Annotated in this window: 14 protein-coding genes; 5 read left to right on the forward strand and 9 right to left on the reverse strand. The window is 47.5% G+C overall.

Annotated elements, in window-relative coordinates; genetic code table 11:
• The first annotated feature begins 83 nt into the window (after positions 1-83).
• Positions 84-2,471 (forward strand): S8 family peptidase, encoded by a 2,388-nt coding sequence (locus SG35_RS27175; protein WP_053043220.1) that lies wholly within the window; start codon positions 84-86, stop codon positions 2,469-2,471.
• 389 nt (positions 2,472-2,860) lie between these two features.
• On the opposite strand, the gene pepN is transcribed toward SG35_RS27175, so the two are convergent.
• The gene (gene pepN, locus SG35_RS27180; protein WP_044834247.1) at positions 2,861-5,509 is read right to left on the reverse strand and encodes an aminopeptidase N; all 2,649 of its coding nucleotides are present in this window, start codon (positions 5,507-5,509) and stop codon (positions 2,861-2,863) included.
• 263 nt (positions 5,510-5,772) lie between these two features.
• Between pepN and SG35_RS27185 the strand changes: the two genes are divergently transcribed.
• Complete coding sequence (locus SG35_RS27185) at positions 5,773-6,699, forward strand: S1/P1 nuclease (RefSeq protein WP_044834248.1); 927 nt, start codon at positions 5,773-5,775, stop codon at positions 6,697-6,699.
• A 10-nt stretch (positions 6,700-6,709) separates the two neighbouring features.
• Here SG35_RS27185 and SG35_RS27190 read toward each other — a convergent pair whose 3' ends face one another.
• Positions 6,710-8,008 (reverse strand): glycosyltransferase, encoded by a 1,299-nt coding sequence (locus SG35_RS27190; protein ID WP_044834249.1) that lies wholly within the window; start codon positions 8,006-8,008, stop codon positions 6,710-6,712.
• 224 nt (positions 8,009-8,232) lie between these two features.
• Positions 8,233-8,508 carry a cupin domain-containing protein gene (locus tag SG35_RS27195; RefSeq protein WP_044834250.1) on the reverse strand — a complete coding sequence of 92 codons (276 nt, stop codon included), beginning with the start codon at positions 8,506-8,508 and terminating at the stop codon, positions 8,233-8,235.
• Positions 8,509-8,819: 311 nt separating this feature from the next.
• On the opposite strand from SG35_RS27195, the gene SG35_RS27200 reads away from it, so the two are divergent.
• Complete coding sequence (locus tag SG35_RS27200; protein ID WP_044834251.1) at positions 8,820-9,266, forward strand: MarR family winged helix-turn-helix transcriptional regulator; 447 nt, start codon at positions 8,820-8,822, stop codon at positions 9,264-9,266.
• Between the two features lie 228 nt (positions 9,267-9,494).
• Here SG35_RS27200 and SG35_RS27205 read toward each other — a convergent pair whose 3' ends face one another.
• The 4 genes from SG35_RS27205 to fkpA all read right to left on the reverse strand — a co-directional run bounded on the left by SG35_RS27205 (position 9,495) and on the right by fkpA (position 12,840).
• Positions 9,495-9,863, reverse strand: coding sequence for a VOC family protein (locus SG35_RS27205; RefSeq protein ID WP_044834252.1), 369 nt, complete (start codon positions 9,861-9,863; stop codon positions 9,495-9,497).
• A 44-nt stretch (positions 9,864-9,907) separates the two neighbouring features.
• Positions 9,908-10,222 (reverse strand): DUF1330 domain-containing protein, encoded by a 315-nt coding sequence (locus SG35_RS27210; RefSeq protein WP_044834253.1) that lies wholly within the window; start codon positions 10,220-10,222, stop codon positions 9,908-9,910.
• Between the two features lie 265 nt (positions 10,223-10,487).
• On the reverse strand, positions 10,488-11,354 hold the full coding sequence (locus tag SG35_RS27215; protein ID WP_053043221.1) for an MBL fold metallo-hydrolase: 867 nt from the start codon (positions 11,352-11,354) through the stop codon (positions 10,488-10,490).
• A 724-nt stretch (positions 11,355-12,078) separates the two neighbouring features.
• A complete protein-coding gene (gene fkpA, locus SG35_RS27220) occupies positions 12,079-12,840 on the reverse strand; it encodes an FKBP-type peptidyl-prolyl cis-trans isomerase (RefSeq protein ID WP_044834254.1) in 762 nt (253 codons plus the stop codon).
• A gap of 123 nt (positions 12,841-12,963) precedes the next feature.
• Here fkpA and SG35_RS27225 point away from each other — a divergent pair, with 123 nt between their 5' ends.
• Together SG35_RS27225 and SG35_RS27230 are read left to right on the forward strand one after the other, a co-directional pair.
• Complete coding sequence (locus SG35_RS27225; RefSeq protein WP_236702635.1) at positions 12,964-13,959, forward strand: WD40 repeat domain-containing protein; 996 nt, start codon at positions 12,964-12,966, stop codon at positions 13,957-13,959.
• Complete coding sequence (locus SG35_RS27230; protein ID WP_044834256.1) at positions 13,941-14,180, forward strand: SlyX family protein; 240 nt, start codon at positions 13,941-13,943, stop codon at positions 14,178-14,180. The genes SG35_RS27225 and SG35_RS27230 overlap by 19 nt, the downstream gene beginning before the upstream one ends.
• Before the next feature lie 63 nt (positions 14,181-14,243).
• Here SG35_RS27230 and SG35_RS27235 read toward each other — a convergent pair whose 3' ends face one another.
• Together SG35_RS27235 and SG35_RS27240 are read right to left on the reverse strand one after the other, a co-directional pair.
• Positions 14,244-14,390 (reverse strand): YheV family putative zinc ribbon protein, encoded by a 147-nt coding sequence (locus SG35_RS27235; protein ID WP_420794573.1) that lies wholly within the window; start codon positions 14,388-14,390, stop codon positions 14,244-14,246.
• A 10-nt stretch (positions 14,391-14,400) separates the two neighbouring features.
• Positions 14,401-14,556, reverse strand: coding sequence for a hypothetical protein (locus SG35_RS27240; protein ID WP_274055486.1), 156 nt, complete (start codon positions 14,554-14,556; stop codon positions 14,401-14,403).
• Positions 14,557-14,592: the final 36 nt, after the last annotated feature.

The following is a 14,592-nucleotide window of genomic DNA, read 5'->3' on the forward strand; positions in this document are numbered from 1 at the left end:
TATCACTTGGCATAATCTTTGTCTGCTTTGATTCGGCTCTGTTCACTTAGTTGTTTTTTTCAAAATACTTTAAGGTGTTAATAATGAAATTATTGCTCAACAAACGACACTATTTTTCCGGCAAAAGAGGAGTTTTTACCGGGGTTATGGCTCTGATTAGCGGTTTAGGTTTACTGGCCGTTATGCAAGAGAATACCAAGGGACTTATACCGGAAAAGACCGCGCAAGCGGAAAGTATACAAACCAGCGTTGTTAACCAGAGTAAGAAAGTTAAAGGCACTCCCCTTTCTTTGGTTGATAACCGACAGCGCTTTATTGTTCAAGGAGAGAACCTGAGCAGCGTTCAGACACTGTTGGCGAAAGTGGATGCCCCTGAACTTAAGGCATTAGCCAGTATTCATGCGGTCGGCACCGAATTAACCCAACAGCAGCAAGAGACACTGGCGAATATGCAACCAACATTGAAGTTTTTCCCCGACCGGCCACTGGCATTAGCTGCCAACCCGAACTCGCAAGCCGATCCCTGCCAGCTGCAACTGGATGTCCTTGATCAGTTCGAACAGGTAAGCTTTGCCAACCATGACGGCGCCGACCGCTGGAGCAGTAAGTGGTGGGAATGGGAAGCGGATTACAGCTACGGCGCAGATGACGGCCATATCCAGATCAATAACGGTCGGCTGGAGTTGCGTCCCATGTCGGGCGGCGCCTGGATTAGCCGCCAGGTGATTTTGCCTAGAGGTGCCGAGTCCTTGATGTTAAGCCTGGATTATAGCCTTGAAGGTCTGGCCGAAGGGGAAGAGCTTAAGGTCTTATTTTCCGAAGATTCGGTGAATTTTGATGAACTCGACACCCTGAGCCATAGCAGCGCAGGCTTGTCCGGTAGCCGCAGTTACCATGTCAGCCGTTACAATAAAAACTCGGGCGGGCAGTTACGTTTCGCACTGGCCGCAGATCCGGTTGCTGCTGATCAGGGAATATTTGCCATTGATAATGTACATTTTTATAAAGACCCGGGGGACATGCCTGCCTATGTCACGGCGGAGACCGGTGCCGACCTTCTGCATCAGCAAGGGGTAACGGGCAATGGGGTAACGGTAGCGATTGTTGATACCGGTATGTATAACCATGAATATATTCTGGGCAATAATAATTCAAGAGTTCGCGCATCGGTCAACATGGTGACAGGTGAAGATCCGGACAAAGCCGATTTTCATGGTCACGGTAGCCATATCAGCAGTATTATCGCCAGCAACTATCTGGCCACCGAAGTGGACAGGTCAAACTGTGTGATAGCCCAGCGCCACCAGGGGATGGCGCCGGATGTTGATCTGGTGTTTGTACGGGCTTTTAACGATCAGGGGCAAGGCTCCTATATGGATGTGATCGCCGGTATAGATTATGTGATTGCCAATGCCAAGAGTCAAAAAATTAAAGTATTAAACCTGTCATTTGGTGCTCAGCCGAGATCTCATTACTGGGATGACCCCTTGAACCAGGCGGTGATGAAAGCCTGGCAGGCAGGCATAGTGGTCGTAACCTCAGCCGGCAATACCGGACAGGCTCCCGGCAGTATTACCGTTCCCGGCAATGTTCCTTATGTGATCACTGTCGGGGCTATGACCAATGCCTATACACCCTTTGATACCAGTGATGATCATCTTGCCAGCTTCTCTGCCGCCGGACCGACCGTTGAAGCCTTTGTGAAACCGGACCTGATAGCCCCCGGTGGCCACCTCCTGGGACTGGCTCACTCCAATTCAACCTTTGCCACGGAGCATCCGGGGTATAGCGATGGCAAAAAATTCTTTGTTATGTCCGGCACTTCACAGGCGGCGGCTGTAGTCAGCGGCGCCGCAGCCTTGTTATTGCAGGGCGAGCCGGATTTAACCCCGGACGATGTCAAATGCCGGTTAATGCACTCGGCTCAAGTGGCGGTGGATGAAAACGGATTGCTCAGCTACTCCCCGTTCCGCCAAGGTGCGGGGAAATTAAACGTTTATGCCGCCAGCCAGACGGATATGTCAGCTTGTGCCAATCAGGGGCTGGACATTGAAGCCGATCTGAACGGTACTATGCATTTTCAGGGACCTGCCACAGTCGATGAAAATGGTCGGTTTGCGATCTTAACCCCGGGTGGTTCGATCTGGAACGAAGGCTCTATGTGGAACGAGGGCTCTATGTGGAACGAGGGTTCTTTGTGGAACGAAGGTTCTATGTGGAACGAAGGTTCTATGTGGAACGAAGGTTCTATGTGGAACGAAGGTTCTATGTGGAACGAAGGTTCTATGTGGAACGAAGGTTCTATGTGGAACGAAGGTTCTATGTGGAACGAAGGTTCTATGTGGAACGAAGGTTCTATGTGGAACGAAGGGGCCATTTGGAATGAAAGCTCCCTCTGGAATGAAGGCTCACTTTGGAACGAAAGTTACAGCCAGTCGATGGGAGTAAACTTTTGGGTAGATCAGCAGTAATACTTGTTGATGCCGGCGTTATTGCCTAACGCCACAAACCGCTAAAACCTATTTGCCAAATCATGAGTCAGGCACCGTAAATGCTAACTTACGGTGCCTTTGATGTTTATAGAGATTAAAAATTTATGTTCAGTATCTGGCGTGCCATTCATACCAAACCATAATGGCTTAAAACGTACTAAATGCCTTGGTTAGGATAGCAATCAACGGAAATGCCGAACATTTATCCGTGGAGCAGATACTTAATGAACCAGGCATAACCCGCTCCGTTGGCAGCAGCATTTCAGCACTATCAATATCAAATACTTCTGAAATTTGTTGAGCTAATCATTTATCGGCACCTGTAGGGATGCCAATAAAAAAATCAGCTCAACTTTACTATTTAAAAACTACAACATCTTATTTTTAATGGTCAAACAGCGCTGATCTTCTTGGTGGGCTTCCAATAACCGCCGCTGGGTACCGGCAGATAAAGCCGCTGAATTTTCAATGGCAACATCAAGACGCTTAACACTGGCTTCACTACAGGTCGCCGGAATCAAGCGTCTGGCGTAACTGCGCATAAACACAGGGTTATTGTCTTTATCCATCTGAGCTAAAGTCGCCAACCTTTGCTGCGCCGTCTGCTCTGCCAGCTGGTTCTGCTCCGCCGGATACAAACCATTCATCGCCGTGCGCAGTTTTGAAAACGGCAAATCGCTGTTGCCGGATTGAATTTTTTCCAGCCAGGCGGCTTTTACCTTGGCATCGGGCACTATTACCCGGGCATAAAGCGCCGACTTCTGCCCGCTATCCGAATTATCCCGGGCCAGTTCCTGTTCGATCAACTCACCCGCTTGCGGATGCTGAAAGCGGCTTAACTGGCCGATGATCTGCCAGCGCTTATCTTGATCTATCTCCAGGTTGTCAACGGCGGTTTTCCCCTGCAACAGCTTTAACAGCTTATCCAGCGCCTGAGGCGAACTGGCAAAGGTGCGGTAATAGCTAAACCAGCGTCTGAGTTTATTGCGATCTGCTTTGTTGGCTAAAGTCGCACGCCAGCTCAGCTGTTCCAGTTGTTCACTGACCGCTTGCACCAGGCTGTGCTTCGGACCGTAAATACGGTTGAGATAATTTTTCCCCTGGCTGATTTGCGACAATACCTGGCCTAAAATGGTGTAATCCTGCTCCTGCTCTATGTTTAACAGGGCAATTTCCAGGTATTCGTTTAACGCTAACTGACCGTCACGCACGCTGTCCCACAGGCTTTGCCACAACATGGAGCGCAACAGGGGATCGGCTACCCGGCTTAGCTGCTGTTTGGCAGTATTAAAAGATCGCTGATCCAGATTCACCTTAACAAAACCCCAGTCCTGATAGTTCGGATAGACCAACTCAGGGCACTGGCGGCCAATCAGTTCATCAACCTGGGTAACTGCGCCTTTATAGGTAACCGCCAGCTTGCCGGTAAGTTTTAACTGCTTGTTGTCGCTGTTAAACAAGCCCAACTGTACTTTTTGCTCTCTCAGGGTCGGTATACCTTCCTGTGTCGATTGCTTTAAGGCAAAGCGGCTGATTTTTCCCTGCCGGCACTGATAATCGGCACGTATGGTATTGACCCCGGCATGATAGAGCCAGTCCTGCTTCCACTGATCAAGATTTCTGTCCGCCGCCTTGGCTAAGGCATTGATAAAATCATCCAGCTCGGCATTTTGATAGGCATTTTTTGATAAATAATTATGAATGCCGCGCCTGAAGGTTTCTTCGCCGAGCAAATGCCCCAGTTGCTTTAACGCTGAAGCCCCTTTGGAGTAGGTAATGGCATCGATATTGTCAAAAGCGTTGTGACTGGTGGCTATCGGCACTTCAATAGGGTGTGTGGTGACCCTTTGGTCCTGGCGGTAGGCCGCCTGCTTGCCCCTGGCATAAAAAGTACGCCAGACATCGGTAAATTCTGTGGCTTCCGCGGTGGCCAAGGTGGCCATAAAGGCGGCAAAACTTTCATTTAACCACAGGCCGTTCCACCATTTCATGGTCACCAGGTTACCAAACCACTGGTGCGCCATTTCATGCATGATCACCCGGGCCAGGTTTTCCCGCTGGCTGTGGCTCATCTCTCCGCTGCTTAAAAAGCTGCTTTCGGAAAAAGTGATGGCGGCGGCATTTTCCATGGCGCCATAAAGGAAGTCAGGCACTAATACCTGGTCATATTTGCGAAACGGGTAATCGATACCGTAATAGTCTTCGAAAAAACCAACCCCCTGGTGGGTAAAGGTAAACCAGTCACTGGGGTTCACCTGCTTGGCCACCGACTGGCGGGCAAACAATCTGAACGGGTATTTGCCGCTGTTGTCCTGCCACTCCCGGTAAGGGCCGGCATGCAAGGAGAAGTTATACGGACTCAGACGCAGGGAGGAGTCGAAATACCAGCGCTTTTTATCGCCGACTTGTTCAGTGCGGCTTTCTTTCATGGCGGTGAAAACGTGCCAGTCGTTTGGTGCCAGCACCCGCATTTCAAAATTGGCTTTTAAATCCGGCTGGTCAAACAGGGCAAACATCTGCTGGGCCGCCGCCGGTTCAAAATGGGAATAAAGATAGACTTTGCCATCAACCGGGTCTTTAAACCTGTGCAGCCCCTCGCCATTGGTGCTGTGCTTGCGCTCGAAACTGACACTGACGCTATTGCGGCCCAGCTTAAGGTTTTGCTCACTCAAGGTGATAAACCACTGATTGTAATCAATGCTGACTTCTTCGCCATTAACCACCACTTTAGTGACTTTGGCCTGATCCAAATCCAGGGTTAACGGCGACGACACATCATTTAAATCAAAATCGACCCGGGAAATTGCAGAGAAGGTTTCCTCTGTACCCAGGGTAAAATCCAGGACATAATCAACATTCGAGACCCGGGCGGATCTCAATGCCGCCTGCTGCTGCGTTAAATAACTTGCTTGCTCCCTTGGGGTGTAGGACAAACTTTTCCCGGCTGCATCATCCTTTGATGCACACGCCGTTAAGCCCAGGCTTAATGCTAATAATGTGGAAATGCCAAGTTTCAAAATATTTTCCTTATCTGACAGGTATTAACGACCTTAAGATCGTACTCTCGGGCGAAATTATAAAGGCATATGACTTTTTGATATAGAGCAAGCCCCGGCTAAATCCCCTTGGCGGCGAATTAATGGCATTACCCGAGTAAACTTTCTTTAACAAAACAGTAAGCGGCAAGCCGGGCTGTGCCCGGGACTATCAGATGCCGTCTTGTGGCCGTATCACTGGCGCTTTATACTGTTTGCTAACTATCTCAAAGACATAGACCTTTATGTTGACAAAAAAACCATTGAAAAAAATACTGATGTTATTGCTGCCGGCAATACTTTTAACCGGCACATTCAAGGCTTTTGCCCTGGGAAAAATGGGCCATCAACTGGTGTGCCAGCTCAGTTATGACCACCTCACCCCCGCCAGCCGCCAGAAAGTCACCCGGTTATTAGCCGAGCTGCCCCCGGAGCACAGGAAAAAAATCGCCGCTTATGCCAAAGGCAAAGAAGGCACGCAAGGCGATGACAATATCAGCTTTGCCGATAGCTGTTTATGGGCAGACGCCATTAAAAAAGATAAAGCTTTTGATGCCTTTAAACCCTGGCATTATTTGAATATCGACCGGGACATTGAAGTGATCACCCCGGATGCCTGCCAGGAGAATTGTGTAACCCGGGGGATCTTGTTTCACCAGCAGCACTTAACAAGTGCGAGCGATAACTGGCAAAAGCTGCAGGCACTGATGTTTTTGGGTCACTGGCTCGGAGATATCCACCAGCCGCTGCATATCAGCTATGCCAGCGATCTTGGCGGCAACCGCAGTGAAATTAACTCAACGCTTGGAAAATGCAGCAGCATGCACTGGCTGTGGGATGACTGTTTACTGACTTATCCGGCAGAAAGCGAGCAGGCGCTGGCGGCACATAAAAAAGCCTTATTGGCACAATTAAGCTCCCAATGGCAAAGCGCCCCTGTCGGCAATTGGCAAAAAACCGATGTCTGGCAATGGGCTACCGAGTCACTACAGATAGCACGCCAGGAAGACGTCGGTTATTGCCGGTTAACCGGAGACAAGGAATGCAAACCTTATGGCAGTTGCAAGGTTACTATCGGGCAGGATTACCAGATGAAATTTTCCCCTGTGCTGCAACAGCGTATCTTGCAGGCCGCAGTGCGCCTGAACGCTTTGCTGGAGCAGGCTTTATAAGCCTGCGCGCTTAATCCTGTTCCTTTTCTTGTGAAGAGTCTTGTGAAGGAGTGAGTGACTGCTGTTGCTGCTCCTGCAAGTGCGCCAGCTTATTCTTCGATTCAATCCACTGGGACATATACTGGGTGCTTCTGTGGTGATGAAAATTGAGCATGGCGCCGATAAAGTTTTGCTGGCGGTGCCCGTCTAAATCGTCACTGACTTGCGTTAATTTATCCGCCAGTGCGCTAAAGTGCTGCCGGCGGTCAAATAACTGCCGGGCATTTTCATGCCCCCGCTTACTGCTTTGCTGCCACAATGCTTGCTGCTGATATAACTCAACTGCAGCCTTGGCTATCGCCTCGGCGTCATTGGCGATAACCCCTCCCCATGCCTGCCCGGTTTGCATGCCTTCGGCGCCGACATCTGTGGTTACCGACGGGGTATTGCAAATCATCGCTTCCGCCAGCTTACCTTTAATCCCTGCGCCAAATCTTAGCGGCGCCAGACAAACCCGGGCGGACTGCATTGCCTCTATGGCATCGTCAACCCAGCCTTTCACCAGAAAACCCGACTTCACATCGTGCAATGCCGTCGCTTTAGGGGGCGGGTAAGCACCGTATATATACAAGTGCGCTGTTGGCAAGGCTTTACGAATTAACGGCCAAACCTGCTGTTTTAACCACAATACCGCATCCCAGTTTGGGGCATGACGAAAATTACCGATAGAGATAAAACCCTGGCGCTGTTCGTAATCCGGGTTATCCAGCGACAATGCTTGTTGTTCCAGCATAAACGGACTGTAGTGCAGTAACTGCCGGTCTACCTTATGTAACCGGGTTAATAAATTTATTTCCTCTTGGGAAATCATCAGGCTGAGATCACAGCGGAAAATAGCCGCAACTTCCCGCTTTGCCAGATCCGAGTGATAATCTTGCGGCAAAACTTCACGCTGCGCCTTATGGGCTTGATGCCGGGCATGACGCAAAAATTGCAGATCTTCGGTATCAAGTATGGTCATGGCCTGCGGGCATTGCTGGCGCACCCGCCAGCCAAACTGCTCTTCCATCATAAAGCGGTCAAAAACCACCATATCCGGCTGTAGCTGTTCAATATAAGCATCAAAACTTTGGCAATTTAAACTGATGTCCTGGCTGTCGACGCCACAGGCGGCCAGATCCACCATATGTTCGGTGCGCTGCGCCGGACTGGTAAAGGTAACAGACCACTGTTGAGCCTTGAAAAACTCGATTAATTGCATCATACGGCTACCGGCGGCAGAAGAATTCGGCTCGGGCCAGACATAACCTATGATCAAAACATGCTTCATGAAAACTAACTTTATAACAGAAGAAAAAACAGGGGGGATTATACGGAAATAACGTAAAGGGTACGAGATGAAAATGAAGCGGTTAAGCCAGGCGATGTCAGCGACACGCTTTCTGTCCTGATGATGGTGTCTGGTAACTTGTTCAATATTTCAGGATAAACATTGAGTAAATTTACGGGCAACAAATGAAGAGGGGCACATGCCCCTCCATTTGAACCTGGGTGCTATTTTTGCGGGTGAGGGAAGAAATCCATTGGCCCCTCCCATTGAATAAACAGAACTGTTGGCTCATCGGTGGGAAACGAGTAATTATGCAGTTTTCCGCCTGGTTGATACCAGTAGTCTCCCGGGTTTTGCAGTGGTACCTCAGCTTCACTTTCGCCCGCAACATAGTGCTTTGATGCACCGGTTACGACCATACCGTGGTATCCATGTGTATGTGTGTGCATGACACCGGGGAAGTTTGCAGGGAACTTCATCACAACGTAAGGTCTCTTCATTGGCTTTCCTTTCAAGACGGCCAGTTCGTAGGGCGCCCCTTCAATTTTTGAAATTTAACCTGTTGCCATTGCCCCCTGTACTGGAAAAATTGTTGCCGCTGCTACAAAAGCACTAGTTGACTAAATAACGTGAACCAATTTAAATTAAACAGTTATATTTCCTTTTGTTAGGATTGTTCAGGGTGGTCCGAAATAATCACTAGACTTTTTTACCACCAACTACATGCACCCGCATGTACAACCGTACAATAGGTGCACTTGCATTTAGTGTCAAGTGTCGTAAGAGAAACCAACTATCGTAAGTTAAACTAATGTCGAAAGAACCTGAAGAATATGTTGTTGATGCTTGGATCGCGTTATTGCGGGGGAAAGAGCACGCCCTCGATCATGTAGAGAAGTCTTTTAAGAAAAATGGCTTGCCACCATTTTTTTGGTACGATGTTTTATGGGAGTTAGATAAAGCCGGAGAAAAAGGTCTCAGACCCTATGAAATAGAGCAAGGAATGCTGTTACCTCAATATGGCCTTTCCAGACTTTTGGCAAGAATGGATAAGGCAGGTTACGTTGAAAGAACCCCCTCACCTGTCGACGGGCGCGGTCAGCAAGTTACTATTACAAAACAAGGTAGCGAGACTCGCAAAAATATGTGGGAAGTCTATGCAAAAGGAATTCAGTCAACCATTGGAGATAATTTTAACGAAGAAGAATGCCGAACGATTCATAAGCTCCTGACCAGGCTGCATCGTCAAAAAGCGTAAATGTCATAAAAGAGTATGTTATTGTGTAAACTCATTAGCCCCGAGCTGACAGTAGCGATTGAAAAACGTGTAACTGTCAGCTCAGGACTAAAGCACTACAGTAATAGATGGCTTCAACTAGACCCGGCGGACGCTCTTGAGCTGCGAGTAACAGATGCTCAATCATTGACTTGCCAATACCTGGGCCAATACATGAAGTTAATAAGCTTAACGGGTTAAATATCCATGCTACATTACACAGAAAAAGTTAAGTTTATTGCCATCCAGATCACGAAAATAGCCCCCGTAAAAATTTTCCCCTCTTTTCCCCGGGCTGCCTTCGTCGGTAGCACCAAGCTCTATAGCTTTAGCATGTAATGTGTCGACTTGCTGGGGGCTTTCTACAACGAGCGCAACCATAACACCATTGCCAATCGTTGCAGCATCGCCGTTAAAAGGTTTAGTTATGGATAATTTCGGTTGATCTGGAGCAACAGCCCAGGAAATAAAGCTTTCGAATTCCATAAATCTTGTAGCGCCAATTTCTGACAGTAATTCGTCATAAAAATGGGCGCCTTTTTGTAAATCGTTTGTGCCTAACGTTACGTATCCAATCATTTTATAAGCCTCTATGTGTTTTACCGTGTTTAAGTTATAACCAATTATCGGGAAAATCCAAGGGTAAAATTAGGCTTAAGAATGGCTGTGCGCATTTCGATGATCTCTTGATACTCGTTGCAACTCCAAAAGTCCTCCAGGTGTTGGCGGGAAGGAAATTGGATCATGCTCAGTCCGACATCTGCCGGCCATTCGCCCTCGAATATTGACATGTCGGAAGCTTTTGCACCCGCTATAAGCAACTCGCCTCCAAACTTTTCTAATATGATATTCGAGGCGCGGGCATATGCGCCAAAACCCTTCATGTTATCTGTTTCGATAAAGCTGAAAAGTAGATAGGCGGCTTTATTATTGATCATTCGGTTTCCCTTATTTATATCGTTAAAAAATCCCCCCTCAACCTATTGATAATGAGGGACGCAAGTTGCCAGCAAGGTATATGAAAATTTACTTCAATGATTGAACGGCAAAGCTGCTGCGGCTGTGCAGGTAAAAGCGCACTGCAATAGCTCGAAAAATTTCTCTATCAACGCCAGTATCCAGGGCGGTAAAAATGAGCCTAATTGCTTACGCATATAAGCTCATGAGTGTTTCGCCCTTAATCGCTTAATTTAGCTTATGGTTTTATCCACCATGGAAAATTGAATAAACCATACGTTCAACATGTGCAGCGAGATCATTGTAGTTTCCCAAATCTTTATATTTTGGCAGTTTCACCTGCTTTGGCAGCGTATTTACAACAGCCATAGTTGCCGCAAAACTTTCTTTCATTGCCGCTTGTAAAATTGGCTCAACCGCATCAAACAAGTCGTTATAGAAATCAGCAGCCAATTCAAGGTGTTTTGGGCTTATGTCTGCTGAGTGCGTTGTAATTGCATACTTAGGTTTATATGCAACAAGTGCGTTAAGCAGTTTTCGGATACCTAAGTGGTTTGAATCGGCAATAAAAGCGCCTTGTGTAATCGATCCGGCTTCATACAAGTCGGCTGAGTAAACCACGCTTTCTTTTGGCAGGTGCACAGCAAGCATGCCAACACCATCAGCAGCACCATAGTGTAAAAGGTTGACCTTTGTCTTCCCGAGCACCAAGGTTGTTTTATCTCCTACATAATGATGCACTTCTTTTGGTGCTTGCCCTGTCACATCCAAACGAAAAACCGGCTTAGTTGCATTGTGTGCATAGATTTCGGCGTTTGGGAAAACCTCTGTACCGCCAACGTGATCATAGTGTTCATGTGATAGCACAATCTTAGTCACCGGAAGGTTTGTCAATTTTGTAATTTCCGACTTGAGCAAAGCCGCCCGGCCCGTATTTGCCGGATCTGTGATCAGAACCCCTTTATCACCAATGACTACTATTGACTGGTAGTGGTACAGAAAGAGCGAATAAACATTATCCGATAGTTTTTGAATTCCAGCTTCTTGTGCCGATAGCTGAGCTCCGAACGACAAAGTAAAAATAATTAAAACAATGTGTGTTATGTGTTTCATGATTAATCCTCAAATCACTAGATTGATAGAACCTAGCTCGTAGATGCAAGTGCATGTATAACCGCAATATACATGCACTTGCATTCATAGACAAATAAATATGCATGCGCATTTACATTGTTTGGCTGATCTCTACATGACTCTCGAACCGAAAGCTCATGTTCTGAAAGCTTGGCGTTCTTCAATAAGCACTCAGGACTCCGTCCTTAACTTTGTCGAAAATGCTCTGAAAGCGAATGGATTACCTCCATTTTCATGGTAGGACGTTTTATTTAAACGAGAGAAAGCCGGCCATAAAGGGCTTTGTCGCCATGAGCTGAGAAAAGGCTCATTGATACTTAGTACGGACTTTCCAGATTATTAAGGCGAATGGAGAAAAAGTTTACCTAAAGCGATGAGAGAAAGTGGTATTAGCAAGTACCCTGCTGCCCATACGCTTCGTCATCCATTTGCAACATAACATTTACTTAACAACGCAGATATTCGAACCGTTCAGGGTTTTCTGAGAGGTGATACCAATTTTATTAAGCTTTAGAATTTAAATCAGGTAGTTGAAGTTAAGACTTGTTCAGATAGTGCCATACAGCCTATATACCGGCACGCCATGACATCCTGTATATAAAAAAAGCCAAAGCGGATCGTCACCCCCTTTGGCTCTCATATGCTTCGCTTTATCGGCAAATAAACGGCCCGGCAATTATCCCGGCCGGTTATAGATCAGGGATTACTCTGATTTATCGCCAACTTCAGCCGGTTGCTCAGCTTTTTGAATTTTCAATAATTCAATTTCAAATTCCAATACCGAGTTGCCCGGGATACGCGGTGGATTACCGACAGGACCGTAAGCTAAATCAGACGGGATAGTGAATTTATATTTAGAACCGACAGACATCAGTTGAACACCTTCGGTCCAGCCGCGGATCACGCGGTTTAACGGGAACACAGCCGGTTGGCCACGGTCATAAGAGCTATCGAAAGTCTCACCGTTTAAGAAAGTCCCTTTGTAGTGAACTTCTACGGTATCGGTTGCACTTGGTTTATCACCTGTACCTTCGGTGATCACTGAATACTGGATACCGGATTCAGTGGTTTTAACACCTTCTTTCTTACCGTTTTCTTCCAGGAACTTCTGTCCTTCCGCTAAACTGGCTTCGGCTTCTTGCTTAGCCATTTCCTGCTGTTTAGTTTTCATGGTTTGTTCAAGATTAGTCAGTAAAGCCTGGATCTCTTCTTTTTCGATCTGGGACTTGCCTTCAAGGCTGTCAACAAAACCTTTAACAATTAACTCTTTATCAAGTGAAAGGCCCATCTTGGTGTGCTCTTCCAGGTTGCGCTCCATATACATACCGATAGACGCACCCAGACCGTAAGCCTGCTTTTGAATTTCAGTATCTAATACCGCGGCTTTTTCTTCTTGTTTTGCTTCCTGACATCCAAGCACAGAAACAAGTGCTATAGCCACCATAGTGGGTTTGAACAATTTCATTTATTTCTCCATTTTTTTCACAGTTGGAGAATCGCCCCCAAGCCGCAGTTGAAATATTGTAAACAATACGATAAAAACGCTTTATACTAACGAGAAATGCCAAGAGAAAAAAGTATTAATATCTTGTACAAATGTAATAAGACTTTAAAAGTAACGATTTTCTTAATTTTTTCGCTGTTACTCAGCGCCTGCCAGCCTTCCGGCAGTACGCCCAGCCAGCGCTGGCAGCACGCTGTAGAAGGCGCCTATGCCGCCGATATTTCCAATGACGCCAGTTTAAGCGTGGTCTCTTCTATCCACCACGGCATCAGCTTATGGGATCTGGAAAAGAACGCCCTGAAATATACCTGGTACCAGCAACAGGACAGCGCCGACAACCTGGTGCTGGCGGCGGATATCAGCGACAACAACAGTCATGTGCTCACCGCCAGCAGCAGCAATTTTGCCTTATGGAACATCACCACCGGCGAAGCGCAGGGATATTGGCAAGTCAGGGAATCCCGCATCCGCGATATCGCCCTGTCCAACGATGCCGGGCATATCTTACTGGGCAAAGGCAACGGCACTGTGGTGCATGTCAGCTTAGTTTCCGGGCGACGGCTGGAATTTCTCGGCCACCAGGAAAGGATCAACTCGGTGGATATGCTGCCCAACGGCCGCGTCGCCATTTCCGGCTCCAATGACTTTGTCGCTTATGTCTGGGATACCCGCTCGGGCCAGGTGATCTACCGCTTTAATCACCCCAGCCGGGTCACTAAAGTAGCGCTGGATCCCAAGGGACGTTTTGCCTTTAGCGCCGACAGCAAAAAAGCCGCTTATATCTGGGATTTAAAAACCGGCGAGCGTATCGGCAATTTAAAATATACCAACCGCCAGGAAGTGTTCAGCTCGGTACAGTTTTCCGAAGACGGCAAACATTTGCTCACCGGTGCGCCGTCGAGAAAAGTCAGTTTATGGGAAATCGCCTCGGGCAAACGCCTGAAAAGCTGGCGGGTCAGCCCCAGGGAAGATATCCGGCCGGCGGGTGCGGTTGTGTATAGCGTGGCTTTTCGCGATAATAACCACATATTAACCGAAAGCTCTTCCGGATATGCCGAATTATGGCCGATAACAAACTAGAAAATCCCCTGACCGCCCTGATAGAACGTATTGATGCCCTCGAAGCCCGCAATGTTTTTCAGGACGACGTCATCGAACAACTCAGCCAGGAACTGGCGGTGCATCAGGCACAAATTGCCGATCTGAAATACCAGCTGCAAGTCCTTGCCAGCCGCATCAAAGACAGTACTGCCGCACAGGGCATGAAAAATGAAGTCGAACCGCCACCGCCCCATTACTAATAATAAAGTTAACAATAAAAGTTAACGGGTAAAAACGGGTCTGATAAGGTAAAACCGGGACTTTTATTCCGGCTTAAACACTCCTATCACCTGCTCATTGGAGCGTACTTGTGTGGTCACATGCTCCTCGGGCTGGCTCATCTGTTCACCGCAACTGACACAGGTAACGGTTTCCACGCCCTGCTCTTTGGTCAGGGCCATGGTATCCATGGCCTTGCATTTAGGGCATACCGCCCCGGCAATAAATCGTTTTTTCACGTTTGTCTTCACACTTCTGCCCGCCTTTGCCAACTTTATATAAAACGGCAAGACTAATCACAACTAAAGTAGATATTTTACCTTGAATAAGCCCCTCAGGAAAAGCGACAATAGCCACTGATAATATCCGACAGGTAATAAAGAGGAAAAAAGA

The organism is Thalassomonas actiniarum, from assembly GCF_000948975.2.
Classification (GTDB): Bacteria; Pseudomonadota; Gammaproteobacteria; order Enterobacterales; family Alteromonadaceae; genus Thalassomonas; species Thalassomonas actiniarum.